This window comes from Empedobacter sp. UBA5036, from assembly GCF_002415215.1.
GTDB lineage: Bacteria > Bacteroidota > Bacteroidia > Flavobacteriales > Weeksellaceae > Empedobacter > Empedobacter falsenii_B.
Genome location: NZ_DICC01000033.1, coordinates 1 through 25,714, shown reverse-complemented (window position 1 = coordinate 25,714; position 25,714 = coordinate 1). Strand labels below are relative to the sequence as shown.

The 25,714-nt window shown below is 31.4% G+C and carries 28 protein-coding genes; 20 read left to right on the top strand and 8 right to left on the bottom strand.

Features of this window, described 5'->3' with window-relative positions:
• Nucleotides 1-53 precede the first annotated feature (53 nt).
• From B4J88_RS06170 to B4J88_RS06150, 5 genes are all read left to right on the top strand, one after another.
• Nucleotides 54-668, top strand: coding sequence for a porin family protein (locus tag B4J88_RS06170; RefSeq protein ID WP_219033674.1), 615 nt, complete (start codon nucleotides 54-56; stop codon nucleotides 666-668).
• Nucleotides 669-797: 129 nt separating this feature from the next.
• Nucleotides 798-3,908 (top strand): UvrD-helicase domain-containing protein, encoded by a 3,111-nt coding sequence (locus tag B4J88_RS06165; protein ID WP_291066864.1) that lies wholly within the window; start codon nucleotides 798-800, stop codon nucleotides 3,906-3,908.
• Complete coding sequence (uvrC, locus tag B4J88_RS06160; RefSeq protein WP_291066862.1) at nucleotides 3,908-5,716, top strand: excinuclease ABC subunit UvrC; 1,809 nt, start codon at nucleotides 3,908-3,910, stop codon at nucleotides 5,714-5,716. The genes B4J88_RS06165 and uvrC overlap by 1 nt, the downstream gene beginning before the upstream one ends.
• The gene (locus tag B4J88_RS06155; RefSeq protein ID WP_257467985.1) at nucleotides 5,697-6,137 is read left to right on the top strand and encodes a hypothetical protein; all 441 of its coding nucleotides are present in this window, start codon (nucleotides 5,697-5,699) and stop codon (nucleotides 6,135-6,137) included. The genes uvrC and B4J88_RS06155 overlap by 20 nt, the downstream gene beginning before the upstream one ends.
• An 88-nt stretch (nucleotides 6,138-6,225) precedes the next feature.
• On the top strand, nucleotides 6,226-6,723 hold the full coding sequence (locus B4J88_RS06150; RefSeq protein WP_125348619.1) for a DinB family protein: 498 nt from the start codon (nucleotides 6,226-6,228) through the stop codon (nucleotides 6,721-6,723).
• A 297-nt stretch (nucleotides 6,724-7,020) separates the two neighbouring features.
• Here the strand turns inward: B4J88_RS06150 and gcvT are convergent, their stop codons facing one another.
• On the bottom strand, nucleotides 7,021-8,097 hold the full coding sequence (gcvT, locus tag B4J88_RS06145) for a glycine cleavage system aminomethyltransferase GcvT (RefSeq protein ID WP_125348617.1): 1,077 nt from the start codon (nucleotides 8,095-8,097) through the stop codon (nucleotides 7,021-7,023).
• A 78-nt stretch (nucleotides 8,098-8,175) separates the two neighbouring features.
• Nucleotides 8,176-8,538 (bottom strand): hypothetical protein, encoded by a 363-nt coding sequence (locus tag B4J88_RS06140; protein WP_219033679.1) that lies wholly within the window; start codon nucleotides 8,536-8,538, stop codon nucleotides 8,176-8,178.
• Between the two features lie 43 nt (nucleotides 8,539-8,581).
• On the opposite strand from B4J88_RS06140, the gene B4J88_RS06135 reads away from it, so the two are divergent.
• Nucleotides 8,582-9,256, top strand: coding sequence for a YiiX/YebB-like N1pC/P60 family cysteine hydrolase (locus B4J88_RS06135; RefSeq protein ID WP_291066859.1), 675 nt, complete (start codon nucleotides 8,582-8,584; stop codon nucleotides 9,254-9,256).
• 479 nt (nucleotides 9,257-9,735) lie between these two features.
• Nucleotides 9,736-9,918, top strand: a complete 183-nt coding sequence (locus tag B4J88_RS06130; RefSeq protein ID WP_291066857.1) for a hypothetical protein — start codon at nucleotides 9,736-9,738, stop codon at nucleotides 9,916-9,918.
• Here the strand turns inward: B4J88_RS06130 and B4J88_RS06125 are convergent.
• The 4 genes from B4J88_RS06125 to B4J88_RS06110 are packed head-to-tail and all read right to left on the bottom strand — an operon-like array spanning nucleotide 9,915 to nucleotide 12,043.
• The gene (locus B4J88_RS06125) at nucleotides 9,915-10,367 is read right to left on the bottom strand and encodes a peroxiredoxin (protein ID WP_291066855.1); all 453 of its coding nucleotides are present in this window, start codon (nucleotides 10,365-10,367) and stop codon (nucleotides 9,915-9,917) included. The genes B4J88_RS06130 and B4J88_RS06125 overlap by 4 nt on opposite strands.
• Complete coding sequence (locus B4J88_RS06120) at nucleotides 10,364-10,774, bottom strand: 6-pyruvoyl trahydropterin synthase family protein (RefSeq protein ID WP_286500221.1); 411 nt, start codon at nucleotides 10,772-10,774, stop codon at nucleotides 10,364-10,366. The genes B4J88_RS06125 and B4J88_RS06120 overlap by 4 nt, the downstream gene beginning before the upstream one ends.
• A gap of 12 nt (nucleotides 10,775-10,786) precedes the next feature.
• A complete protein-coding gene (gene idi / locus B4J88_RS06115) occupies nucleotides 10,787-11,302 on the bottom strand; it encodes an isopentenyl-diphosphate Delta-isomerase (protein ID WP_291066851.1) in 516 nt (171 codons plus the stop codon).
• 27 nt (nucleotides 11,303-11,329) lie between these two features.
• Complete coding sequence (locus B4J88_RS06110) at nucleotides 11,330-12,043, bottom strand: biotin--[acetyl-CoA-carboxylase] ligase (protein ID WP_291066849.1); 714 nt, start codon at nucleotides 12,041-12,043, stop codon at nucleotides 11,330-11,332.
• Nucleotides 12,044-12,136: 93 nt separating this feature from the next.
• Between B4J88_RS06110 and rsfS the strand changes: the two genes are divergently transcribed.
• The 6 genes from rsfS to B4J88_RS06080 all read left to right on the top strand — a co-directional run bounded on the left by rsfS (nucleotide 12,137) and on the right by B4J88_RS06080 (nucleotide 17,120).
• Nucleotides 12,137-12,505, top strand: coding sequence for a ribosome silencing factor (gene rsfS / locus B4J88_RS06105; RefSeq protein WP_038331822.1), 369 nt, complete (start codon nucleotides 12,137-12,139; stop codon nucleotides 12,503-12,505).
• A gap of 22 nt (nucleotides 12,506-12,527) precedes the next feature.
• Complete coding sequence (ftsH, locus tag B4J88_RS06100) at nucleotides 12,528-14,540, top strand: ATP-dependent zinc metalloprotease FtsH (protein WP_219033683.1); 2,013 nt, start codon at nucleotides 12,528-12,530, stop codon at nucleotides 14,538-14,540.
• Between the two features lie 130 nt (nucleotides 14,541-14,670).
• Entirely contained in the window at nucleotides 14,671-15,276 is a 606-nt protein-coding gene (locus B4J88_RS06095; RefSeq protein WP_219033684.1) for a hypothetical protein, read from the top strand.
• 2 nt (nucleotides 15,277-15,278) lie between these two features.
• Nucleotides 15,279-16,127, top strand: coding sequence for a phosphatidate cytidylyltransferase (locus B4J88_RS06090; protein ID WP_291066847.1), 849 nt, complete (start codon nucleotides 15,279-15,281; stop codon nucleotides 16,125-16,127).
• Nucleotides 16,124-16,774, top strand: a complete 651-nt coding sequence (locus tag B4J88_RS06085; RefSeq protein WP_291066845.1) for a phosphatidylserine decarboxylase family protein — start codon at nucleotides 16,124-16,126, stop codon at nucleotides 16,772-16,774. The genes B4J88_RS06090 and B4J88_RS06085 overlap by 4 nt, the downstream gene beginning before the upstream one ends.
• Before the next feature lie 82 nt (nucleotides 16,775-16,856).
• Nucleotides 16,857-17,120 carry a hypothetical protein gene (locus B4J88_RS06080; protein ID WP_180905069.1) on the top strand — a complete coding sequence of 88 codons (264 nt, stop codon included), beginning with the start codon at nucleotides 16,857-16,859 and terminating at the stop codon, nucleotides 17,118-17,120.
• Nucleotides 17,121-17,140: 20 nt separating this feature from the next.
• Here the strand turns inward: B4J88_RS06080 and B4J88_RS06075 are convergent, their stop codons facing one another.
• Together B4J88_RS06075 and recR are read right to left on the bottom strand one after the other, a co-directional pair.
• Entirely contained in the window at nucleotides 17,141-18,211 is a 1,071-nt protein-coding gene (locus tag B4J88_RS06075) for a glycosyltransferase family 2 protein (RefSeq protein WP_291066842.1), read from the bottom strand.
• The gene (recR, locus tag B4J88_RS06070; protein WP_291066840.1) at nucleotides 18,212-18,826 is read right to left on the bottom strand and encodes a recombination mediator RecR; all 615 of its coding nucleotides are present in this window, start codon (nucleotides 18,824-18,826) and stop codon (nucleotides 18,212-18,214) included. It abuts the gene before it with no gap.
• A gap of 107 nt (nucleotides 18,827-18,933) precedes the next feature.
• Here recR and B4J88_RS06065 point away from each other — a divergent pair, with 107 nt between their 5' ends.
• The 7 genes from B4J88_RS06065 to B4J88_RS06035 all read left to right on the top strand — a co-directional run bounded on the left by B4J88_RS06065 (nucleotide 18,934) and on the right by B4J88_RS06035 (nucleotide 25,678).
• A complete protein-coding gene (locus tag B4J88_RS06065; protein WP_280051055.1) occupies nucleotides 18,934-20,472 on the top strand; it encodes a sodium:solute symporter in 1,539 nt (512 codons plus the stop codon).
• A gap of 25 nt (nucleotides 20,473-20,497) precedes the next feature.
• Complete coding sequence (gene proC / locus B4J88_RS06060) at nucleotides 20,498-21,280, top strand: pyrroline-5-carboxylate reductase (protein ID WP_115001606.1); 783 nt, start codon at nucleotides 20,498-20,500, stop codon at nucleotides 21,278-21,280.
• Nucleotides 21,281-21,282: 2 nt separating this feature from the next.
• Nucleotides 21,283-21,528 (top strand): hypothetical protein, encoded by a 246-nt coding sequence (locus tag B4J88_RS06055; RefSeq protein WP_115001608.1) that lies wholly within the window; start codon nucleotides 21,283-21,285, stop codon nucleotides 21,526-21,528.
• A 145-nt stretch (nucleotides 21,529-21,673) separates the two neighbouring features.
• On the top strand, nucleotides 21,674-22,519 hold the full coding sequence (locus tag B4J88_RS06050; protein WP_291066837.1) for a transketolase: 846 nt from the start codon (nucleotides 21,674-21,676) through the stop codon (nucleotides 22,517-22,519).
• 24 nt (nucleotides 22,520-22,543) lie between these two features.
• Nucleotides 22,544-24,010, top strand: a complete 1,467-nt coding sequence (locus B4J88_RS06045) for a hypothetical protein (protein ID WP_291066835.1) — start codon at nucleotides 22,544-22,546, stop codon at nucleotides 24,008-24,010.
• 22 nt (nucleotides 24,011-24,032) lie between these two features.
• Nucleotides 24,033-24,737, top strand: coding sequence for a hypothetical protein (locus tag B4J88_RS06040; RefSeq protein ID WP_291066833.1), 705 nt, complete (start codon nucleotides 24,033-24,035; stop codon nucleotides 24,735-24,737).
• Entirely contained in the window at nucleotides 24,737-25,678 is a 942-nt protein-coding gene (locus tag B4J88_RS06035; protein WP_180906861.1) for a transketolase family protein, read from the top strand. The genes B4J88_RS06040 and B4J88_RS06035 overlap by 1 nt, the downstream gene beginning before the upstream one ends.
• The last annotated feature ends 36 nt before the right edge of the window (nucleotides 25,679-25,714 follow it).

The following is a 25,714-nucleotide window of genomic DNA, read 5'->3' as shown; positions in this document are numbered from 1 at the left end:
GCCTTTTTTACATTATTGTTATATATTTACTCAAACTTTAAAATTTTACTTATATGAAAAAATGTTTATTTTTTATTCCATTATTAGCTTTCGCTATTAATACAAATGCTCAAACTAAATTTGGAGCTAAAGCAGGTCTTAATGTATCAAATTTATCTGGAGATAACCAAAATGCTGATGCAAAAGTAGGTTTTCATATTGGAGGTTATGCTAATATTAAATTTGCTGAGAAATTTGCGTTTCAACCTGAATTGTTATATTCTACACAAGGAGCTAAAGAATCTGGAGAAATTTATGTTAATGAACAAATTGGTAACGTAAATGCTGACGTAAAGTATAAATTAGATTATATTAATGTTCCCTTAATGTTTAAATTTTATCCTACACAAGGTTTTAATATTGAAGCTGGTCCGCAAGTAGGCTTTTTAGTAAGTTCTAAATTAAATGTAAAAACTACTGCGCTAGGACAAAAAATTGATGAAGATGTAGATATGAAAGATTACTTAAAATCTATAGATTTCGGATTAAACATTGGATTAGGATATGAGTTTTCAAATGGTCTTAATGCAGGAGCTCGTTACAATTTTGGGCTTTCAAATATCTCTGATGAAAACGGAGGAGATATCAAAAATTCTGTATTTTCTGTTGGTTTAGGATATTCATTCTAATCATTCTTTTATAACATATTTATAAAAAAAAGGAAACTCGCACGAGTTTTCTTTTTTTGTGCGTCATGTTTTGGCATTCTGATTTCTTATTTTTGAGAAGATTGTTTAACTTTCCTAAAAATTCAGAATTTGTTACAAGCAGGCGATTTCAAAATTTACAATGCTTCCGCTGGAGCAGGTAAAACTTACACTTTGGTAAAGGAATTTCTTTCGTTGTTATTGACGAATGAAAGCGATTATCATTTCGAGCATATTTTAGCCATTACGTTTACCAACAAAGCGGCTGGCGAAATGAAGGAACGTATCATCGAAACTTTAGAAGAAATTGCCAAAAATCCTAATCCAAAAGAAGATCAATATATTCTCGAATTAGCTTCGGAACTGAATTTGAAGCCTGAAATCATTAAGACAAAAGCATACAATATTCTGATCGCAATTCTTCATAATTATTCTAAATTTTCGATTTCTACGATTGATAAATTTAATCTTCGATTGATGAAATCTTTTGCGCAAGATTTAGGTTTATCCATGAATTTTGATGTCGAAATGAATACAAATGAAATCATTAATGAATCCGTTGATTTGTTGTATTCAAAAATTGGTGAAGACGAAAAACTAACGCAAACAATGATCAAAATTGCGTTGGATAATATGGACGAAAATAAATCGTGGGATATTCGAAAAACGCTTTCTTCAGACACTTCGGACATTTCTAATGATCGACATTTACAAGATTTAGAAAAGTTAAAAAACATTTCGTTAGACGAATTTATTCGTTATCGAAAAGTTATTTTTGATGATATAAAAACTTTGAAAGATGGTTTGATTACAATCGGAAATGAGTTTTTCGAATTGCTTGCAAACAATGGAATTTCGGTAAATGAATTACCAGGAAAAAGTCGTGGAATTGCCGCTTTTTTCCAGAAATTAAAAAACTTTGATGGTTTTGGTTTGATTTTACCGACCGATACGAATACAAAAGATATTTTGGAAGAAGGTTATCTTTCTAAAGTGAAAGATGCAACTGCTGAATCTATTTTTCCTCAAGTGAAAGATTTGTTCGAAAAAGCTGCGAATATCAATGATCACTTACTTTTGTTAACCTCAATTCAGAAAAATATATCCTCGATTTCGTTGATTAATGAAGTTGAAAAATCATTGGATTCGATCAAAAAAGATTCAAATGTTTTATTAATTAATGAATTTAATACCATTATCAGTAAAAATCTGCAACAACAACCTGCTAATTTTATTTATGAGCGAATTGGTTCACGTTACAATCATTATTTTATTGATGAATTTCAGGATACATCGACGTTACAATGGAATAATCTGAATCCGTTGGTCGAAAATGCACGCGCGCAATCTGATACGATTATGTTGGTTGGTGATGCAAAACAGTCCATTTATCGTTGGCGAGGTGGAAATCCTGCACAAATGATTGATTTAATTGATCGAAAAGAGGAAGAAAATATTAAAGTTGAAGAATTAGAAAAAAACTGGCGAAGTCACGAAAATATTATTCAATTTAACAATGAATTGTATTCGTTTATCGCGCCACAACTCAATTTGCCGAGTTTTCAATATTTGTACGAAATCGGAAATAAACAATTAACTAATCATCAAAAAGATGGTTTTGTCAAAATAAATTTCATTGAGCAAGAAGGTCGTTCGAAAGATTTATTTAAAGAACAAAATTTAGAATTGGTTCTTAAAACAATTGAAGATTGTCGAGCAAATGGTTTCTCATTAAATGATATTGCGATTTTGGTTCGTAGTAATGCGCAAGGGATTTTGTTAGCGAAATATTTGACCGAAAATAATTTGGTTGTGATTTCTAATGAAGCTTTGTTGTTAAAAAATTCATTCGAAATTCAATTGATTGAATATTTGTTCAAAATCACCTCAAATCCTCAAGACGAGCAATCAAAAATTCGTTTTTTGATGGTGGCTTATGAATTAGAATTATTCAAAACGGATGATTTAACAATCACAGTTGAAAAAGCTTTAAAAGGAGATTTGCCAAAGTTTTTAAAATTAACCAAATCAGTTGGGATAGATTTAGATTTTATTCAAGATCAAAACCTTTCATTATACGATTTCACCGAAAAAGCGATTCGAACTTTACATTTACAAGAGCGTTCACCAGCTTATATTTTGAGCTTTTTGGATGTTATTTTAGAATATTCATCAAAAAATGAATCTGATCTTAATTCATTTCTTGAGTTTTGGTCAACAATCAAAGATAAAGCGAGTATCAAAACACCAAAAGGTGTCGATGCAATTCAGATTATGACGATCCACAAGTCAAAAGGATTAGAATTTCCAGTTGTAATTTTGCCATTTTTGGATTGGCAAAGTAAGAATTCTAAAATTTGGATTCCATTACAAAAAGATGAGGAAAATCCGTTCGAAACATTTTATGTTGGAATTAATAATGAATTAAAATCAATCAAAAATGAAGCGATAAAATCGAAGATTGACGAAGAAGAGAATTTGGTTCAATTGGATGAAATTAATACGCTTTATGTTGCAACAACGCGCGCAAAAGAGCAATTGTATATGATAGCGCTAAAACCAAAAGAATCTTCGAAATCAAAAAATATTGCAAACTACTTGCACGAATTTGTTTTCAGTAAAGGTTTTTCTGAGGATGAAGTTATTTTGAAAGGTTCTCCAGAACGAATTTCAACCCCTAAAATCATAGAAAACTCTTCAGCTGAGTTAAAAATTTATTCTTCGGATTGGAATACGCGTTTAGTGATTAACACCAATTCAGAAAAAGCGCAAGAAAAGTTAAAATTCACCGAATTTGGAAATACAGTTCATAACATTTTATCGCAAATTGTTACACAAAATGATTTACCAAAAATCATCGAAAGTGAAAAACAGCGTGGTACAATTTCAGTCGAAAATGTAGAACATCTGCAAAAAACCTTGCAAAATTTATTACAAGATGCTAAATTAGTTCCATATTTTGCTGAAGGTTTAACGGTTTTGAATGAACGCGATTTTATTGATGAAAATGGACAAATTTTCAGAGCAGATCGTGTAGTAATTGATGCAGAAAATAATTGTTCGATTATCGATTATAAAACTGGTCAACCCGATTTAGATCATCATTTTCAAGTGAATAGATATGCCGATTTTTTTAGAAATTTAGGTTATAATATTCAAACCAAAATCTTGATTTATATTGATGATGAGCAGCAAAAAATAAATGTTGTAGAGGTATTTTGATGAATGAAAATGTAAAGTTAAAATTAGCGAGTTTACCCGAAACGCCTGGTGTTTATCAGTATTATAACAAAAGAGGAGATTTGTTATACATTGGTAAAGCGAAAAACTTGAAACGTCGCGTGAATTCGTATTTCAATAAACAACACGATTCGAAACGTTTGCGTGTTTTGGTGAGTAATATTGATAACATCGAAACAATCAACGTAAATTCTGAATATGACGCGTTGTTGTTGGAAAATAATTTGATTAAAGAGCATCAACCACGATATAATATCCTGTTAAGAGATGACAAAACTTACCCTTGGATTTGCATCAAAAATGAACGATTTCCACGAATTTTTTCGACTCGCAATGTAATCAAAGATGGTTCGGAATATTTTGGACCATATTCTAACGGAAAAGCGATGAAAGTTTTGTTAGGTTTGATCAAAGAATTGTATCAACTAAGAACATGTTCGTATGATTTGAGCGAGAAAAATATTGAAAATCACAAATTTAAAGTTTGTTTGGAATATCATATTGGTAATTGTCTTGGACCTTGTGAAGCTTATCAAACCGAAGAAGAATACAACGAGCAAATTTCGGCAATTCGTAATATTATCAAAGGAGAATTTAATGAAGCAAAACAATATTTGGTCAATCAAATGACAAAATATGCATCGGATTTGAAGTTTGAAAAAGCGCAAATGATTAAAGAAAAAATTGAAGCGTTGCAGAATTATCAATCTCGTTCTACAATTGTTTCGCCTACGATTACCAATGTTGATGTTTTTTCGATTACGTCGGACGAAGAATATGCCTATGTCAATTTCATGAAAATTTATCACGGTGCAATTATACAGTCGCATACAGAAGAATGGAAAAAGAAATTGGATGAAACAGACGAAGATTTATTGGAACGTGCAATTATTGATTTTTCAGATCGATTTAATTTAACTTCGAAAGAAATTTATGTTCCGTTTGAATTGAGTTTAGAAATTCCGTTCAGAAAAATTACAGTTCCAAAAATTGGCGATAAAAAACATATTGTCGATTTATCATTAAAAAATACTCGAATTTATCGTTTAGAACAGCTTAAACAAACTAAAATCGTCGATCTTGATCGTCATACAAATCGTATCATGAATCAGATGAAAGTTGATTTACGTTTACCTGCAGAACCTCGACATATAGAAGGTTTTGATAACTCTAACATTCAAGGAACGAATCCTGTTTCGGCTTGTGTGGTGTTCAAAAATGGAAAACCAAGCAAAAAAGATTATCGTATTTTCAATGTTAAAACTGTAGAAGGGCCAAATGATTTTGCAACTATGGAAGAAGTGATTGAAAGACGATATTCAAGAGTTTTGGCTGAAGGAGAATCTTTGCCTCAATTAATTTTGATTGATGGTGGAAAAGGACAATTAAGTTCTGCTCTAAAATCGATTGATCGTTTAGGGTTACGTGGAAAAGTTTCCGTGATTGGAATTGCGAAACGTTTGGAAGAAATTTATTATCCAGACGATCCTTATCCGTTATATTTGGACAAAAATTCTGAAACCTTAAAAGTGCTTCAACATGTGCGAGATGAATCGCATCGATTTGGAATTACGCGTCACCGAAATCGTCGAAGTAAAAACGCTTATAATTCGGTTTTGGAAGAAATAGAAGGTGTCGGTCCGCAAACAATTAAAGAATTATTAACAAAATTTAAATCGGTCGAACGAATAAAAAATGCATCTTTGTTAGAATTAACCGATTGTATAGGAAAATCTAAAGCAAAAAAAATAAAAGATTATTTTTCGAATGATGAAAAATCTACTAATTGACAGAGATTTAACGTCTCTTTTGAACAATCCAAAGCTACAAGCCACTTTGGCAATTGTTCCTATCACTTTATTTATACTTGGCTTGTTAAGTTATTTTGGAATTTTTTATTCGATGTTTAGCACGCTCGATGCGCAGCTAGGACATTTAGGAAGTTCTAAATCACTATTGAGTGCCTTATTAGGAAATCTTATCATTTTTATCTTTTTGGTATTGATGAGTTTTTTCACTGGTGTGATTTCTTTTGTTTACTTTATTGTGCATGCTTTAAAGAATCCAAATTTGATAAAAAGTGATGATCGTTTGGTCTGGATTACGATTATTATTTTTGGAAATGGAATAGGAATTTTTGTCTATTGGCTAACTCAAATCAAGCGAAAAAAGCCTCGTCCAATTATTGATTTATACACAGACGATATCTAAAAATATAAACTGTTTTACTAAATTGTAAAGCAGTTTTTTTATGAATTATTTCAAAAATTTGTACCTTTTAACTACAAATCAAAACAACATGAAAATAGTAGAATTATTAGCAAAAGAATTGCAAAACGAGTATCAAATTACCAAAGAATTTATTGCAAGATTTCCTGAGGATAAAACGACATACAAACCTCATGAAAAAAGTATGGATATTACAACTTTAACAAATCATGTGGTTGAAATATTTGCTTGGCCAGCTTTGATCTTAACAACTGATAAATTAGATTTTGCAGCAGGGGATTACAAACCGACAAAATTTACCTCTATTGAAGATTTACAACAAAAATTGGATGATGATTATGAATTAGGAAAAGCGGCGTTAGAGAATGTGAACGAAGATCATTTATCAAAAAGATGGCAAGTTACAGAAGGAGAAACTGTTTTTGCAGATTTTACAAAATATGAAGCAATTCGTCATGCTTTAAATCAAATTACACATCACCGCGCTCAATTGGGAGTTTTTTATCGCTTACTTGGAATAGATTTACCTTCGAGTTATGGACCAAGTGCTGATTCTCAAAAGTTTTAAAAAATAAAAAAGACCTCTTAAATAAGAGGTCTTAAAATCATAATTAGTGTTAATTGTATTACTGATCAGTAATATTGTTATCTCAAAAATATATCATATATCATATATCATATTTAAACAAATCTAAGTTATGTTTTTTTTAAGAAATATTAACAATTTTATAATATTCGTAGTTAATAATCTATTTTATTAATTTTATCTAAAAAAGACATCAATAAATGTATCAATTAATATGAATTCATAAAAAAAGCTTTCGAAATCCTCGAAAGCTTTTTTGTATTTTGACTTTATATTGTTTTAAACAAAAGGAGTTTTTACAACTTCTGCTAATACATTTTTATCACGAATTTGAATTCTAATTGTTGTTCCAACTTTAGCAAAATCTGTATGAACATATGCTAAACCAATTCCTTGTTTCAACATTGGAGACTGCGTTCCTGAAGTCACAATACCGATTGTATTCTCGTTGTCATCTACAACTTTATAATCGTGGCGAGGAATTCCTCTTTCGATCATTTTGAAACCAACTAATTTCTTCTCAACTCCAGCTTCTTTTTGAGCTTTTAAAATATCAGATGAAATAAAATTTGTGTCCAATTTCGTTACCCAACCAAGACCAGCTTCTAATGGAGTTGTATCATCATTGATATCATTTCCGTATAAGCAGTATCCTTTCTCTAAACGCAATGTGTCACGAGAAGCTAAACCGCAAGGCTCAATATCGAAAGATTTTCCAGCTTCCATTACTTTGTCCCACATTTCGTTTGCTTGCTCATTCGCGAAATAAATCTCGAAACCTCCTGAACCAGTGTAACCAGTTGCAGAAATAATCACATTTTCCATACCTGCAAACGTACCAATTGCGAAATGATAAAACGGAATTTCAGCTAAATTAACATCTGTCAACGACTGCATTGCTTCAATTGCTTTTGGACCTTGAATTGCTAACAAAGACATCTCATCAGATTTATTTGTTAACTCTGCACCAAACGTATTGTGTTTGTTCATCCATTCCCAATCTTTATCGATATTAGATGCATTTACAACTGCCATCCATTCATCATCAGAAATTTTATAAATGATTAAATCATCTACAATTCCTCCTTTTTCGTTTGGCATTGCATTATATTGAGCTTGACCAATGGCAACTTTCGTTACATCATTCGTCAATAAGTGTTGTAATAAGTCTGTTGCTTTTTCTCCTTTTACAAAAAATTGTCCCATGTGAGAAACGTCAAAAACACCAACTTTTTCTCGAACAGCAAAGTGTTCTTGGTTAACACCTGCGTATTGCACTGGCATTTCATATCCAGCAAAAGGAACCATTTTCGCACCTAAATCTTTGTGCTTTTGGTTTAATGCAGTTACTTTCATTGTTTGTTTGCTTTGATAAGTTTATAATTCTCCCAAAAATAAGGAATTAATTGTTAGGAAAATTTCTTTAATAGAAGATTATCTAATTTTATGAATAATTTTTAAATTCCCTTCCGTCGCTTTATACGGCTCGAAACGCATAACCGATTTTCCTTTACCAAATTTGTTCATAAACTTTTCGTTTATTTTTCCTGATAATTTCAATGGTTGACAACCTTCGCAAGGAATAATCAAAATGGTATCGTTTGTTTTACCTTTTACTTTTACAATTTCGTACGAATAATCTGTATCCAAACGAGAATTAATAACATTTTCAATTGGTTTATTAAAGCTCTCAATAAAGAAAACGCGTCGATCTTTGTTGCTTCCAATAATAATTGCAGCACCAACTAAAATCAATAAAACGACAATTGATATGGTCAAAATTTTTTTAAAATCCATCTTTTTGGTTAATTCGTAGATTAAAAGTAATAATTCATTCCGAATGAAAAAAATATTCGTTTTATTTCCTATCTTTTTACTTCTATTTACATTGACAATTAATAGTTGTACAAAAGCAAAAATATTAAAAGAAAAACATTCAATTTCATTACAAAATATCCAAAATGGTGATTTGATTTTTGTTGGTGCGCAAACAGAAGAACTTTCGGGCGCGATAAATAGAGTGACAAAAATAAATGACGAAACCAATTTTGATCATGTTGGATTGATTGAAAAAACGGCTGATTCTATTTTTGTTCTACATGCTGCACCAATGGGCGGATCGCAACGAGAAGAAATACATCATTTTTATACTTCTCAAACCGAAAAGAATAATAAAATTGTTATTTATCGTCTCAAAAATGAATATCAATCAACGATTCCTCATGCAATTGAAAAAGCTAAAACAATGCTCGGAAAACCTTATAATTGGTTATATATTTTGAATGATGACGAATTATATTGTTCTGATTTTTTAGAAAGAGCTTTTCGTGATGATAAAGTTTTTGAACTAATTCCGATGAATTTCATAAACAAAGAAACCGGAATTATTGATGATTTTTGGATTGATTTTTATCGTAAAAAAGGAAAAGAAGTTCCACAAGATGAACCAGGAACAAATCCAAATCAATTAGCAACTTCTGAGAAATTAGTTAGGATTGGAGAATTGAAATTTTAATACAATTTTAAAAATCACAAACATTATACATTAATAAAATGTACATATTTAATATAGCATTAATCATTATCATCAATATTTTGATAATACTTTGCTTTAAAAACTCTAAAATGTTTTTAAAAATAGGTTTAATAATTCTTCTAACTCTAATATTTTTAGGAATAAACATTTATCTAAAAACATTCGATAATCCAATCATCTTATTTATTATTCTAATATTTTCAAGTTCAATTATTTTCTTGAATTTATTCCTAAAGCTTAGTCCAATTAATGATAATATTGACAATTTTAAGATGATTAAAACAGTTCGTTTATTCATTTTTAAAATCATTTTTCCTACTTTAATTACTATATTCCAAATTATATTAATGAATGACACGAATCTACAAACTGAAATATTATCAACTAAGAAAAATAATACAATAAAAGCTGTTAACTAACTCTATCAATTATCATCCAATAATCCCTACTTTTACCACATGAAACAAAATATCATTTATAGTATCATTTTCTTTTTCGCGTTATTTGGACTAAAATATTTGTTCGATAAAAGCGATGTCCAAACAATGTTGGTTTATTCGGCAATTGGAACGGTTATCTTTTTTATTTATCGCGTTTTTGTAAGAAAAATGTTGTACAAACAAAAAGACCAAGAAAACTAATTTTCTTGGTCTTTTTTTATTGCTTGCATCGCTTCCTCGATGTGCGTTTCGGCAACATTTGAAACAATGTGTTTGATTAATTTTCCTTGTTTATTGAATACAAAAGTTTCTCTCGGGGTGATTAAACCAAATTTCTTTTTAATTCCCAACAACTTCGACAACTTTGCGCCTTTATCAGAAAGCAACGGAAAGTTTAGTTGATGTTTTGTATAAAACTTTTCGTGAGAAGATGTTGATTGTCCATTTATTCCAACAATCACAGCATCTAAAGCATTAAAATCTGTATTTACGTCACGAAATTGACAGACTTCTTTTGTACACATTGGAGTAAAATCCATTGGATAAAAGAATAAAACAAAATATTTTTTGTACAAAAACTCGTCCGAATTAAACCAATTTCCTTTATTATCCTCCAACGAAAAAGTTGGAATGTGATCACCTAATTTCATTCGCCTGCGTATTCTACGAAATTACGTGGAGTTTCATATAAGGTTACTTTCAATTCTAAATCAGTCGCTAATTTTGCTCTAATTTTATTCCAAATCAAAATCACAATATTTTCGGCAGTTGGATTGATAGTTTTAAATTCTTCAATATCAACATTTAGATTTTTATGATCCAAATACTCTTCAACTTCAACCGCGATTATTTTTCGTAATTCGTCCAAATTCATCACAAAACCAGTTTCTGGATCAACTTCACCTTTCACCGCCACAATAATTTCATAATTGTGTCCGTGATAATTTGGGTATGAACATTTTCCGAAAACTTCAAAATTCTGTTCATCGCTCCAATTCTTGTTAAACAATCGGTGCGCAGCGTTAAAATGTGCTTTTCTGTTGACAGTAACTTTCATTTGTATAAATTTTTATTCTTCGATATACGAAACGTAATGTTCAAAAATTATTTTGAACCAAGCTGTATAATTCTGAGGATTTTTTTCCATATCTTTTTTCAAATCATCCAATTCTACCCAACGATAAGCCATCACTTCATCAGGATTTAGCTTTGGTTCATTATCAAATGTTCCGATAAAAACATGGTCTAATTCATGCTCAATCAAATCATTTTCTAAATGTGCTTTGTAGATGAAATTAAATTTATATTCTAATTCGCAATCAAATCCCATTTCTTCTTCCAAACGTCTGTGCGCCGCTTGTTCGTATGTTTCGTTATCGCGCGGATGACTACAACATGTATTCGTCCACAACGTTGGCGAATGGTATTTGCTCGCAGCTCGTTGCTGAATCATCAATTCTCCTTTGGAATTGAATACAAAAACAGAAAATGCACGATGCAACAAACCAGCCACATGAGCTTGTTGCTTCTCCATCAATCCTAATTTTTGATCGTCCTGATCAACTAAAACTACAAATTCTTCCATAAAACAAAAATAACCATTTATGTAGGATTAAAAAAGAAGTTCGATTTCTTTGTGCTTAAATTCTCGCAATTCTTGATTGATTTCAATTAGTAAATTTCCTGCTTCATTTACATCTCTAATAATTCCGTCTACTTCTACTCCATCCAATCTAAAATGCGAAATTTCATCTTTTCTAAATAGATTATCTAAATATGTTTGATGAATTTGTTCGAAATTTTTCTGTTCTAAGATTGAATATTCTGCCTCGAAATAATGCATTAAATCTGCCAAAATTTCCTCGATGTCATATTCTTTGTCAGTTACTTTTCGAATAGATGTTGCTTTTGGTAAGTGATTAAAGTCAGCTTGATTGACATTAATTCCTATTCCAATTACAGAATTCATAATTCCATTGGAACGATGATTTTCGATTAAAATTCCACAAACCTTTTTATCATTTAAAATGATATCATTTGGCCATTTTACGTTAGATTTTGGATGAAATTGTTTTAAAAATAGACAAATAACATTCGAAATCCATTCGTTAAAATAAATTAATTCTTGAAAACTATAATCTGTTTTCAACAAAAAACTAAAGGTTAAATTTTCTCCAGCGACAACTTTCCACTCATTTCCTGCGTAACCTTTTCCTTTTGTTTGATTTTTAGCATGTATGACAGTCCAACTATTGGCATCTTTTTTGGACAAATCCACCAAGAACTCATTCGTATTAGGCAAAGAATCAAAACTAATTAAATACATTTTTTTTACTATTTTTATAGAGTGGTTAAAGTTATTTTAAAAAGTTTAAACTTTAATAAGGATTCACTAAATTTGCGAATTACAAAATAAAAGATGATAGATACTCAATATACAAAAGACTTGCTAGATAGCATTGTTGACGGAATTACAAATGTTAAAGGAGAAGAAATTACAATTCTAGATTTACGCGAAATTGAAAATGCATTTTGTCAATACTTCGTTATTTGTACCGGAAACTCGAATACACAAGTTAGTGCTTTAGCTGGTTCGATTGAAAGAACTGTAAAAACAGAAATGTCAGAAAGACCTTTTCATGTAGAAGGAACGCAAAATAATCAATGGGTTTTGTTGGACTACACTAATGTTATTGTCCATATTTTCCAAAAAGAATACAGAGAATATTACGATATCGAAAGTCTTTGGGGTGATGCCGTAGAGACGCGTATCGAAATGGAATATTAATCATAACTGAAACCAAAAAAAATTGAAAAAAAATAATTTTAAACCTTCGGGGTTTAATCCTACATGGATATATGCCATTATTGGATTATTGCTGATTGCCTTTCTATTATTTTCTGATAACATTGGAGGTGCCGGCGGAACTACTAAAAATATAGACCGTACGACTTTCCTTTCTTATGTAGAAAAAGGTTACGTAAAAGAAGCCAATCTAGAAAAAGAATCAGGACGTGTAAGTGTATATTTAACGGACGCAGCTCTGAATACTGAAGAATTTAAAAAGTTTAAAAAATCAAACGAAACTTTAAATCCTTTTGCTACAGGTACTCCAAACTTTATTTTCAATGTTGCTGATGCAGGAAATTTTGAAAAAGATTTTTATGCTAACGTAGAAAAGAGTCCAAATAAAACTGCCGTTCTTAACACACAAATTTCAAATGGTTTTGGAAGTTTGTTTATGAATCTTTTCATTTCATTAATTTTCTTCGGATTAATCTACTTCTTACTATTTAGACGAATGGGCGGAGGCGGATCTGCTGGAGGTGGCGGAGGAATTTTCTCTGTCGGAAAATCGAAAGCGAAATTATTTGAAGGTGATGATCATATCAAAACAACTTTCAAAGATGTTGCAGGTTTAGAAGGTGCAAAAGAAGAAATCGAAGAAATCGTTGAATTCTTGAAACATCCAGAAAAATTCACAAAATTAGGTGGACGTATCCCAAAAGGAGCCTTATTAGTAGGACCTCCAGGTACAGGTAAAACCTTATTAGCAAAAGCTGTTGCTGGAGAAGCAAAAGTTCCTTTCTTCTCATTATCAGGATCAGATTTCGTAGAAATGTTTGTGGGGGTTGGTGCATCTCGTGTACGTGACTTATTCAAAAATGCAAAAGAAAAATCTCCTTCAATTATCTTTATTGATGAGATTGATGCAATTGGTCGCGCACGTGGAAAATCAAACTTTACAGGCTCTAATGATGAACGCGAAAATACATTAAATCAATTATTAACAGAGATGGATGGTTTCGGAACAGAATCTAACGTAATTGTGATTGCTGCAACAAACCGTGCTGATGTATTGGATAAAGCATTGATGCGTCCAGGTCGTTTTGACCGTATTATTCACGTTGATTTACCTGAATTAAACGAACGTAAAGAAATCTTCGCAGTTCACTTACGTCCATTAAAATTAGGTGAAGATGTTGAAATCGAATTTTTAGCAAAACAAACTCCAGGTTTCTCTGGTGCAGATATATTCAATGTTTGTAACGAAGCAGCTTTAGTTGCTGCTCGTAAAAACAAAGACGTTGTAGAAAAACAAGACTTTTTAGACGCTGTTGACCGTATTATTGGTGGATTAGAGAAGAAAAGTAAAGTGATTAAACCTTCTGAGAAAAAACGTATCGCTTATCATGAAGCTGGTCACGCTACAATTGGTTGGTTAACAGAACACGCTGCTCCATTGGTTAAAGTAACTATAGTTCCTCGTGGACGTTCGTTAGGTGCCGCTTGGTATTTGCCAGAAGAAAGACAAATTACAACGACAGAACAATTGTTAGACGAAATGTGTATGACAATGGGTGGTCGTGCTGCTGAGGAAGTTGTTTTCAATAATATTTCTACTGGTGCATTAAGTGATTTGGAAAAAGTTACAAAACAAGCTTCTGCAATGGTTAGTATTTACGGATTGAACAAAGAAGTTGGTAATGTTTCTTATTACGATTCATCTGGACAAAATGAGTATGGTTTCAGCAAGCCTTATTCAGAACAAACTGCTCAGGTAATTGATAAAGAGGTAAAAACAATGATCGAAGCTCAATATGATAGAGCAAAAGATATTTTACGTGAACATCGCGATCAATTAGATGTTTTAGCTCAAAAATTAATTGAGAAAGAGGTGATCTTTAGAGAAGATTTGGAAGAAATTTTCGGACCAAGAAAATTTGTAAACGAATTAGATCAAATCGAAGAAAAACAAGAAGAGGCTATAGAAGCTGATTCAGAACAAGTTGTTCAACCAGAATCTGGAAATGATATTTAATCAAATTCATTCAAAATAATAGAAAAAATCGTCCAAATAGGACGATTTTTTTTTTACTTCTTATTATATTGTTAAAATTTATTACCTTTAGGCTGTAATTGATTAATTTCATATAAAATCATGAGTTTTCATGTGGAAAGCAATTAAAAACCTACTTAAAAAAGCTACTGAAAAATCAGCAGAGAATTCAGATGATAATCAAATTGATTTATTTCATCCAAATTATGCTGACCAAAAAATTTCTATAGATGAAGTATTTGCTACAAATTTTAATGTAGGTGGTGGACATTTTTTATTTTGTGATAATATAGAGGAGGCTTCTAAAAACCTTAAAGAGATTGTCAATTACGAAAATGTAACCGAATTAATTTGTCCTGATCCAAATTTACAACAGGTTCTTAATTCAGTCAATATTCCTTTTGTCGAAAATCCATGCGACTCTCGTTATACGCTTAGTTTTCTTAGTTGCGAATTTCTGATTGCTTTTGATGGAAGTATTATGTTATCGGCGCATCAAACTTATGGTAGAAATATTGCTGATTTTCCGTCAAATTTTATTATCTATGCACGCCCGTCACAATTAGTGGAAAATGTGAGTGTGGCATTACAGAAATTACGAACATTAAAAAAAGATAACCTTCCATCTAAAATAACTTCGATTCGAGGAAAAAATATGCACAAATTTCCCAACGTAGACAACGCGAAGAATATTTATTTGTTATTGGTTGAAGATTAGCTATGAAAAATTTAGCAATTAGAGCTTTCTCTGGACTTATTTACGCACTTATTATATTTTTCGGGACAACGATAGATCCAAAAGGTTTGATTGTTTTGATGATGGTTTTTGGACTTTTTTGTTTGTACGAGTTTTTTAAAATCACTAATCTTACCAATAAACTTTATCAATTAGGAGCACTTTTAGCTGCCTTAGTTGTTTTTGGATATTATGGAAAAGAATTTTTAGAAGCTTTCGAAACTTCAAATCATTACTATTTTCATTTAAGAAGTTTGTACTTCATCATTCCAGTTTTATTTGTTTTTAGTATTTATATTATTTTCAAATCAACCAACGAATTGTTGAACGATTTTGGAAAAGCTACTTTAGGATTAACATACGTTATCGCACCATTTGCCTTAGCCTTAACTTTACCTAGTTTTGATTATAATTTAGGCGAAAAAGTAATGCATTACGAAGTATTTTTCGTTTTCTTATTACTTTGGTGTAGTGACACATTTGCCTATTTAACAGGAAACTTAATTGGAAAACACAAATTAGCACCTAAAATTTCGGGAGCAAAAACGTGGGAAGGATTTTTTGGAGGAATAGTTTTTACTTTATTAGCTGGATTCTTAATTCAGAAATATTTTGGAGAAAACTTGCACGGAAACTGGATGATTATTGGTTTAATCGTTGCTGCATTAGGTCCATTAGGAGATTTGACAGAATCTAAATTAAAACGATTTTTCAATGTAAAAGACAGCTCTAACCTTATTCCAGGACATGGTGGTTTTTTAGATCGATTAGATAGTTTTATATTTGTCGTACCATTTGTTTATTTATATTATTTATTAGTATATACTTTATGAAACTTCACAGAGAAGGAACAGCAATTTTGATAGGTTGCTTAATTTTATTTGCAATCGCTACAGGAGTATTACATTACTTTTTTCCTGTATATGGTTTTTACTTTGCCTTACCATTATGGATACTTTACGGATTTATCGTTTGGTTTTTCAGAAACCCAATTCGAGAATCAGATTCATCTGAAAACTGCGTTATTGCGCCTGTAGATGGAAAAGTTGTTGTATTAGAAGAAGTATTTGAAAGCGAATTTTTGAATCAAAAATGTATTCAATTATCAATCTTCATGACACCTCTTAATGTACATGTAACGCGTTATCCGGTGAATGGAAAAGTGATTTATTCGAAATATCATCCAGGAAAATTTTTGGTTGCGTTTCATCCAAAATCATCAGAATTGAACGAAAGAACAACTGTTGTTGTAGAGAATGCAGATCATACAAAAGTTCTTTTCAGACAAATTGCAGGTGCAGTTGCGCGAAGAATTGTTTGTTACAGTAAAGAGAACGACAGTGCAGTTGCGGGTAAAGAATATGGTTTTATCAAATTCGGATCGCGTGTTGATATCTTTTTACCACTTGATACAGAGATCAATGTAAAGGTTGGAGATAAAACAAAAGGTGGAATTCAGAAAATTGCACAATTGAAATAAATCAGTTAGTTGAACTCAATGTTTTTAACTAATTTTGTCAAAACAATTATAATAATATACCCATACAATAAATTTGTAAGACATGAAAAAATTAATTCTTTTAGTAGCTGTTGCAGCATTCGCTACTTCTTGTAACTCTAAAGCAAGTGTAAATCACGGAGTTCTTCCAGTTGTTCACGAACCAGCTACTGCAGAAGAAATGCACCACAAATCTGAAGCTGCTCACGAAGGTCACGGAAAACATGAGGAAGCTGTTGAAGAAAAACACGAAGAAGTGAAAGATTCTACAAAAACGGCAGAAACTCCTAAAGTTGAGAAAAAAGATACTGTAAAAGCTGGTCATTAAGATTCAGCTTTTTTTTGTTTTTATAGATTTATTATCTGTTTATCATCGCCTATTACATAATTTTTATTTTTAGGGCGAATATAAAATGAACGTGAAGAAGAGTTATTCTCAGAAATAATTGATAATATCTCTTGATAGGTAAACAAACTTGCATCGATTGCAATTTCATTATTTGATAAAGATTTGAAATCTGATTTCTTATTTATCCAAAATAAATCTTCTGCATTTACTTCTATTTTAGAAATGTTATTAGGTGAATGTAAAGAAAATTTAAATAATTGAATTAAATATTTAATCAAAATTCCCGAACGTAAAAATTGATAATGCAACCAATTTTTTTGATAATATTTCGCCAAGAAAATCATCATGGCTTCAAAAAAATGTTTATAATATTTTTTATCTTTTTTCGTACTTTCTCCCTTGTAATGTAAAACCGTTATATCTCCTTTATAATAATTTTTATAACCAGCCAATTCTGCACTAAAAGACAAATCTATATCTTCTCCATACATAAAATAACGTGGATCAAATCCTCCAATTTCCTGATAGATTTTCTTCGTGGTGAACATAAAAGCACCAACTAAAATTTCGCAAGGAGCAATTTCAAATTCATCAACTTCTAATTTGTAATAATTATTTTTCTTTGAATGATTAAATCGACTATACAACTTAGAAAATGAATTTTTAGCTGTCGGAATATTACGTTTTGATTCTGGATGAAAATTTCCGTTTGTATCTATCATTCGTACTCCCACAAAACCTATTTTTTCTTTTGACTGATGAAATTCAATCAAAGATTCGAATAAATTCTCTGGAATAATTGTATCTGGATTAAGAATCAGAATATATTCTCCCAAAGCATTCTCAACCCCAATATTATTCGCTTTTGCAAAACCAAGATTTTCATTTTGAAGTAAAAAGTTTACAGTAGGAAAAGTTTTTTTTAGGAATATAAAATCAATTTCCGATGAATTATTATCAATTACAATTATTTCGCCATCTACATTTTTTAAAGCTTCTTGACACGAATCAAGACAAAGCTCTAAATGTTTTGGCGCATTATAACTAACAATAATTATCGATAATTTCATCTAAAATTTATTTTCTGAATATGGTATTCGATGTTGTATAGAACGAACTAGCGTTGCTTCGTCCGCATATTCTAACTCATCTCCTACACCAAGACCTCGCGCAATGGTAGAAAAAATAATTTCGGAATTCTTTAATTGTCGGTACAAATAGAAAACAGTTGTATCTCCTTCCATTGTCGAACTTAAAGCAAAAATTATTTCCTTCACATTTTCATTTTGAACACGATCAACCAATGTTTGAATATTCAATTGACCAGGTCCAATACCTTCCATTGGAGAAATCTTTCCTCCTAAAACGTGATATTGTCCTTTAAATTGTCCTGTATTTTCAATTGCCATCACATCGCGCACATCTTCCACCACACAAATTATAGTTTCTTCTCGCAATGGATTGTTGCAAATATCACAAACCTCATCATCAGAAATCGTATGACAATGTTGACAATATTTAACATCATTCACCAAATGAGAAAGCGCTTCGGACAAAGCCGTCGTTTGAGATTTGGGACGATTTAGCATATGTAAAACAAGTCGCAGAGCTGTTCTCTTTCCTATTCCTGGTAAATTTGACATTTCTTCTACAGCTCGCTCTAAAACCTTGCTTGGGTAATTCATTCTTTCAAAAAATTATAGACAACAAATTTACAATTTTATCTTCGGAAAATTAATCTATCATCATTCACTCAAAAATATTAAATTTGGGCTTATTTACTAAATAAATTATGAACTCAACAATTTTACTACTTTGTGTTATCGTATACTTTGTAGGACTTTTAGTGATCTCTTACTTCACCAGTCGAAATTCTGACAACCAATCTTTTTTTAACGGAAACAAAAAAAGTAAATGGTGGTTAGTGGCTTTCGGAATGATTGGAACAAGTCTTAGTGGCGTTACTTTTATTTCGGTACCGGGAACGGTCGGAAAATTAACTGGTTCCGAATATATTTACGGAGGATTCGAGTATTATATGATGGTAATCGGATTTTTTCTTGGTTATTTTATCGTCGCTGGCGTATTACTTCCGCTCTATTACCGTATGAATCTGACCTCGATTTACACGTATTTAGGAAAACGTTTCAATGTTGAAGCACATAAAATGGGATCGGTTTTCTTTATTATTTCCCGTGGAATTGGCGCAACAGCACGTTTATATTTAGTTGTAAATGTGTTACAAATATTTTTATTAGACAATTTAGGCGTACCATTTTGGGCTACAACATTTGTCTTATTATTGATGATATTATTATACACGTTCGAAGGTGGAGTAAAAACAATTGTCGTAACAGATACCTTGCAAACATCGTTTATGATCATTAGTTTGATTGCTTGTATTTGGTTTATCCTTTCGCATCTTAATTTATCTGTTGGTGAAGCTTACGATATGATGCAAGCCAAAAATTATACGCATTTCATTAACTTTGATCCAAATTCGAAAACATATTTCTTAAAAACTATTTTAGGCGGAATGTTTATCACAATTGCTATGACTGGTCTTGACCAAGAAATGATGCAAAAAAATATTTCGGTTGATAATCTTCAAAACTCAAAAAAGAATATGTTGACGTTTGCTGGAACATTATTGATTGTTAATTTAGCATTCCTATTTTTGGGTGGATTGCTTTATTTATACGCAATGAGTGAAGGTGGTTTTTATACTGCTGACGGTTTCTTTATGGAACAAGGCGGACAAAATATTATGGGTGATGATATGTTTCCTGCGCTTTCGCTTTTAGGACATCATTTCCCAATGATTATTTCTGTAATTTTTATTATCGGATTAATTTCTGCTTTATTTCCTTCTGCTGACGGAGCTTTAACAGCAGTTACAAGTTCATATTGTGTCGATTTATTAAACATCAACGAAGACAAAGAAAAATCAGAAAAAGAAAAGAAAAAGATTCGTATTCGTGTTCACTTAATTTTCACGGTAGTTTTCTTTATCTTGATTATGGTTTTCAAAATGATTAACAACAAATCAATTGTTTATCTTGTGATGGAAATTGCAGGTTATACATACGGACCTTTATTAGGATTGTTTGCTTTCGGAATTTTAACGAAACGTAACATTTACAGAAAATATTCAATTATTACAGTTGCTATTTTAGCACCTATTTTTACGTATATCATCAACGAATTAGTGATTAATTTTACTGATTACAAAATTGGTGTTGAATTAATCATTTTGAATGGTTTATTAACCTTTATCGGTTTGTGGTTAGTAAGTTCTAATCGTCAAAAAGAAACAATTATTCATTCATAATCAGAACAATTAACACTCTACAACTATGAAAAAAATCGCCATTATTGGAGCAGGAAATTTAGGAATTTCTATAACAGAGGGTTTAATTAAGAATAAAGCATTCGATCCAAATCAAATTATCGCTACAAGAAATAATTTGAATCAAATTGAACATCTTAAAAAGCTTGGTGTAACGATTACAAATGATAATCATTTTGCTGTAAAAGAAGCTGATTATATTCTGTTGTGTGTAAAACCGTACAAAGTGGAAGAAGTTTTGACGCAATTAAAAGACGATTTTACGACCAATAAAATATTAATTTCAGTTGCAACAGGAATTTCATTGCAAACGTATCAAAATATTTTATCACAAGGTATGTCAATTTTTCGTGCAATGCCTAATACAGCTGCTTCTGTGGAAGAATCGATTACATGTATTTGTGGAAATTCGAAAGATGAAAACATTTTAAATGAAATCAAAACGATTTTCAATCCAATTGGCGAAACAGTTGTTATAAATGAGGAATTGATGAATGCAGCGACTGTAATTGGCGCTTGCGGAATTGCTTATGTTTTACGATTTATAAGAGCAATGATTCAAGGTGGAATCGAAATTGGATTTGACACACAAACTGCTACAAAAATTGTGACACAAACTGTAAAAGGAGCTGCTGAATTATTAATAGAAAACGGTTTGCATCCAGAACAAGAAATTGATAAAGTGACGACACCAAAAGGTTGTACGATTGCTGGATTAAATGAAATGGAACATCAAGGATTTAGTTCTGCTTTAATAAAAGGAATTAAAACTTCTTTTGATAAAATATAATTATGGAAAAGAAATTAAAATTAATCTGGGATTTTTATGGTCCCGATGCTATACCAACTGCAAAACATCATGCAGTTCACCTGAAACAATACGCAGAAAAAGAAAAGTTACAAAGTACATTTTCTGAATTTGTAGAGGTTGAACCAGAATATGCAGTTGCTTATTTGGTGGTGGTAGAATCTGAAATGATACAAGTTCGTGACGCTTTGATCCCTCACCGTGGCGAATGGCATTCGGAAGAAGAATAAATAAAAAAGACGAAGTTTAGCTTCGTCTTTTTTATTGTTTTAAAAATCGCATAAAATCTCCTCCCCAATTGTAGTGATTTATGTTCTACGATTTTTTTGCCCTACAAAAAAGGATTATTTTTGTTCAAATTTTTATAAACAAACAATGACACTTCAAGAACTTCAAACACAAGTACAACAAACAAGGAGAGATATTTTGAGAATGGTACATGCCGTAAATAGTGGACACCCAGGTGGATCATTAGGTTGTGCAGAATATTTTGCTGCATTATACGGTAAAATCATGACTTACTCTACAGACTTCTCTATGGACGGAAAAGGAGAAGATTTATTCTTCTTATCAAACGGTCACATTTCACCAGTTTTCTACAGCACATTAGCTCGTTCAGGATTCTTCCCAGTTAGCGAATTAGCTACATTCAGAAAATTAGATTCTCGTTTACAAGGTCACCCAACAACACACGAAGGTTTACCTGGAATTCGTATCGCTTCTGGATCTTTAGGACAAGGTTTATCAGTTGCTTTAGGTGCTGCGCAAGCAAAAAAATTAAACAACGACGATAAATTAATTTACACATTACACGGTGATGGTGAATTACAAGAAGGTCAAGTTTGGGAAGCTTTTATGTATGCTGCTGGTAAAAAAGTAGATAATGTAATTGCAACGATTGACTACAATGGTCGTCAAATTGATGGTGACACAGACCACGTTTTACCTTTAGGAGATTTGAAAGCTAAATTAGAAGCTTTTGGATGGATTGTTTTAGAAGAAAAAGATGGAAATAACTTAGAAAAAGTAATTGCTATTTTAGAAGAAGCTAAAACATTAACAGGAAACGGGAAACCAGTTTCAATTTTATTACACACAGAAATGGGTAATGGAGTTGATTACATGATGGGAAGCCATTCTTGGCACGGAAAAGCGCCTAACGACGAGCAATTAGCATCTGCATTAGAGCAAAATCCTGAAACTGAATTGACAGATTATTAATAATTTCAATACAACCAAAATACTATGAAAACGTTATTTTATTCTATACTTACGCTTTGTTCTTTGACAGCCTTTGGGCAAGAAAAAACATATTCTTTTGACAAAAAAGTATCGTATAAAATCAATTTACCAGAAGAATATCAAACTTATTTGGAAGGTCAAAAAGATTTATCTTTTGTAACATATATTTCTAAAGACGCTGTTTTAGGAACTTCGGAAGGAGGTCCTTACACTTCAGGAAGTTTCAGTAAAGATGCTTTCTTTATCAACAACAGCAAGTTTTTCGAAGTCTATGCCAATTCATTAGAAAATCAATTATCGATAAAAGCTCCTTATTATTACGAAGGTATGTCGGATGATAATTTAAAACCTTATTCAGATAATTTGTTCGAGAAATTTATTTCAGTTAAAAATCTAAATTCATCTACAACGATCAATGGATACAAGTGTAATGAATACGAATTAACATCTAAAACAGATTTCGAAACAAAATCTTCTACATTATGTGTTGATGAAAAAAATGCAATTAATAATGTTGCGATTATGTTTCCTCAAACAAAACTGAAAGGACTTTTGATACGATATGACGCAGGAGATTTTAATGGATTAACAATTCAAAATATTGCAAATTCTAACGTAAAAGTAACTTTTGATGAGAAAAAAGAAATCGAAAGTTTTACCAACGAATTGGCAAAAAAGAAACAAGAATACGAGAACATGATGTCGTCTGTAGATACAGCTTATGCAGCGGAAGCAGTAGCTTATTCACCAGACAATCGTTACGAGGATCCTATTATTAATTATTACAATTATCAAACATCAGAAAGTGATAACGTAAATAGTCTTTTTGGAACTGTTGCTTCATTAAATTATAGCTTGATTTATAATGATAGTGATTATGATGGAAATCCTGATATAGAGCGTTCTAAAGCTTTGGCAACTGCGCAAGGTTCTACAAATCAATTGGTAAAACAATTCAAAAAGAATAAATTAGCAAACAAAAGCGAAGTAAAAGAATTAAATAACCTTTTCAAAACGTATTTCGATGATGCTAAAAAGTTTAAATTAACAGAAGTTTCAACAGATTATGATGAAGCGGCTGTAGCAGTAGATTCTGCTGTTGCTGCAACAGAAGTTAGTTTAGCCGAATATTATGATCCTTATACATCTGCTTACAAAACGACAGATATTAGCAAAATCGATTTGGCAATCGACAATCCAGACATTCAAGATTTCATGAAAGTTGCACCAGAACATTGCAAAAATTTGAAAGCTAAAATTCCGACTTTTACAGATAAAGATTTAGGAAATTTGGTTTACAATTACGCAGGACAAGTGTGCGATATGTACATTTATCAAAGCGGAAGTGTTGCTCTTTCGGGAACAATTGATGCAATAAGAAAAAGTGTTTTAGAAATCAATAACAAATATGATAAACTGAAAAAAGAAGACAAAGATAAGTTAACTACTTTCTTGAATTCTTTGGATTAATACTTATCAAATCAATTCGATAATGAAAAAATCAATCAGTTTTATATTAACGCTTTTTACAAGTTTAACTTTCGCTCAAATGCAATCGTATAAATTCGAAAACGTTATTCAATATCGTATCAAAAGTGATTTCTATTCAGATTTTTTGGACATTTTATCAACCAAAGATTACAAAGCGCATTTAATGATTACGCGAACACCGCTGGGAAACTTCGCTTCATTAAAAGTAAACGACAATATGTATTCTGTTTACAGCGAAGAAGAAAATCCGAAGGTTTTTAAAATTGATTTCGAAGGCACAAAAGATTTATTAGGAAATTCTTTTTTAGCGACTAATAATCCAAGTTTAACGAATTCCGCAATCGGAAATAGTTATGTTGCGAACAAAACTGGTCAAAAAGAAACAATTCTGAATAAACAATGTGAAGTGTATAATATTTTCAGAAAAGATAATGACAACGACAATGGTACAGAAATTTGTATCGATACAAATTCTAACATCAACACCGTTCCGTTTATCAATTCTGAACTAAATTTGAAAGGCTTGATTTATCGAGTTGGACAAAATATTGTGTTAGAAAATGTTGAAACCTTAGAAAAATGGATCAAAAAGAGCGCTGAAGAGGAAGAAGAAATTAATGTTTCGCCAAATGATTTTATTTATCAATTTGATGAAAAAACAGAAGTAGAAAAATACAAAAACGAATACAAAAAACAAAAACAATGATAGACTTAACATACACAGAAAAAAAAGATACACGTAGTGGATTCGGAGACGGATTGACAGAGTTAGGAAGAACAAATCCTAACGTTGTTGCATTGTGTGCTGACTTGATTGGTTCATTGAAAATGGATCAATTTATCAAAGAAAATCCAGAGCGTTTTTTCCAAATTGGTATTGCAGAAGCAAACATGATGGGAATTGCTGCAGGTTTGACAATTGGAGGTAAAATTCCTTTCACAGGAACGTTCGCTGAGTTTTCTACAGCTCGTGTGTACGATCAAATTCGTCAATCTATCGCTTACTCTAACAAAAATGTAAAAATCGCTGCATCGCACGCTGGTTTAACATTAGGAGAAGATGGTGCTACTCACCAAACATTAGAAGATATTGGTTTGATGAAAATGTTACCAGGAATGGTGGTTATCAATCCTTGTGATTACAATCAAACTAAAGCGGCTACAATTGCTGCAGCTGAATACGAAGGTCCTGTTTACCTACGTTTCGGACGTCCTGCTGTTCCAGTTTTCACACCAGCTGACCAAAAATTTGAAATTGGTAAAGGTATCTTAATGAACGAAGGTTCTGATGTAACAATTGTTGCGACAGGTCATTTAGTTTGGGAATCTTTGGTTGCTGCTGCTGAGTTAGAAAAAGAAGGAATTTCTTGTGAGGTAATCAATATTCATACAATCAAACCATTGGATGAAGAAATTATCTTAAACTCTGTAAAGAAAACAGGAAAAATTGTAACAGCTGAAGAACACAATATTTTAGGTGGTTTAGGAGAATCTGTTGCAAGAGTTTTAGCACAAAAATTACCAACAAAACAAGCTTTTGTTGCGGTTAATGATAAATTTGGTGAATCTGGAACACCTTCAGATTTAATGAAAAAATATGGAATCGATTCTACTGCTGTAATCGAGAAAGTAAAATCTTTACTTTAATTCCATTATAATATTAAAGAATCCGTCTCACAACAA

Coding starts and splice junctions, on each gene's coding strand:
- B4J88_RS06170 (WP_219033674.1), top strand. CDS start 54: ATGAAAAAATGTTTATTTTTTATTCCATTATTAGCTTTCGCTATTAAT.
- uvrC (WP_291066862.1), top strand. CDS start 3,908: ATGAATGAAAATGTAAAGTTAAAATTAGCGAGTTTACCCGAAACGCCT.
- B4J88_RS06155 (WP_257467985.1), top strand. CDS start 5,697: ATGAAAAATCTACTAATTGACAGAGATTTAACGTCTCTTTTGAACAAT.
- B4J88_RS06150 (WP_125348619.1), top strand. CDS start 6,226: ATGAAAATAGTAGAATTATTAGCAAAAGAATTGCAAAACGAGTATCAA.
- gcvT (WP_125348617.1), bottom strand. CDS start 8,097: ATGAAAGTAACTGCATTAAACCAAAAGCACAAAGATTTAGGTGCGAAA.
- B4J88_RS06140 (WP_219033679.1), bottom strand. CDS start 8,538: ATGGATTTTAAAAAAATTTTGACCATATCAATTGTCGTTTTATTGATT.
- B4J88_RS06135 (WP_291066859.1), top strand. CDS start 8,582: ATGAAAAAAATATTCGTTTTATTTCCTATCTTTTTACTTCTATTTACA.
- B4J88_RS06130 (WP_291066857.1), top strand. CDS start 9,736: ATGAAACAAAATATCATTTATAGTATCATTTTCTTTTTCGCGTTATTT.
- B4J88_RS06125 (WP_291066855.1), bottom strand. CDS start 10,367: ATGAAATTAGGTGATCACATTCCAACTTTTTCGTTGGAGGATAATAAA.
- B4J88_RS06120 (WP_286500221.1), bottom strand. CDS start 10,774: ATGAAAGTTACTGTCAACAGAAAAGCACATTTTAACGCTGCGCACCGA.
- idi (WP_291066851.1), bottom strand. CDS start 11,302: ATGGAAGAATTTGTAGTTTTAGTTGATCAGGACGATCAAAAATTAGGA.
- B4J88_RS06110 (WP_291066849.1), bottom strand. CDS start 12,043: ATGTATTTAATTAGTTTTGATTCTTTGCCTAATACGAATGAGTTCTTG.
- rsfS (WP_038331822.1), top strand. CDS start 12,137: ATGATAGATACTCAATATACAAAAGACTTGCTAGATAGCATTGTTGAC.
- B4J88_RS06095 (WP_219033684.1), top strand. CDS start 14,671: ATGTGGAAAGCAATTAAAAACCTACTTAAAAAAGCTACTGAAAAATCA.
- B4J88_RS06090 (WP_291066847.1), top strand. CDS start 15,279: ATGAAAAATTTAGCAATTAGAGCTTTCTCTGGACTTATTTACGCACTT.
- B4J88_RS06085 (WP_291066845.1), top strand. CDS start 16,124: ATGAAACTTCACAGAGAAGGAACAGCAATTTTGATAGGTTGCTTAATT.
- B4J88_RS06080 (WP_180905069.1), top strand. CDS start 16,857: ATGAAAAAATTAATTCTTTTAGTAGCTGTTGCAGCATTCGCTACTTCT.
- B4J88_RS06075 (WP_291066842.1), bottom strand. CDS start 18,211: ATGAAATTATCGATAATTATTGTTAGTTATAATGCGCCAAAACATTTA.
- recR (WP_291066840.1), bottom strand. CDS start 18,826: ATGAATTACCCAAGCAAGGTTTTAGAGCGAGCTGTAGAAGAAATGTCA.
- B4J88_RS06065 (WP_280051055.1), top strand. CDS start 18,934: ATGAACTCAACAATTTTACTACTTTGTGTTATCGTATACTTTGTAGGA.
- proC (WP_115001606.1), top strand. CDS start 20,498: ATGAAAAAAATCGCCATTATTGGAGCAGGAAATTTAGGAATTTCTATA.
- B4J88_RS06055 (WP_115001608.1), top strand. CDS start 21,283: ATGGAAAAGAAATTAAAATTAATCTGGGATTTTTATGGTCCCGATGCT.
- B4J88_RS06050 (WP_291066837.1), top strand. CDS start 21,674: ATGACACTTCAAGAACTTCAAACACAAGTACAACAAACAAGGAGAGAT.
- B4J88_RS06045 (WP_291066835.1), top strand. CDS start 22,544: ATGAAAACGTTATTTTATTCTATACTTACGCTTTGTTCTTTGACAGCC.
- B4J88_RS06040 (WP_291066833.1), top strand. CDS start 24,033: ATGAAAAAATCAATCAGTTTTATATTAACGCTTTTTACAAGTTTAACT.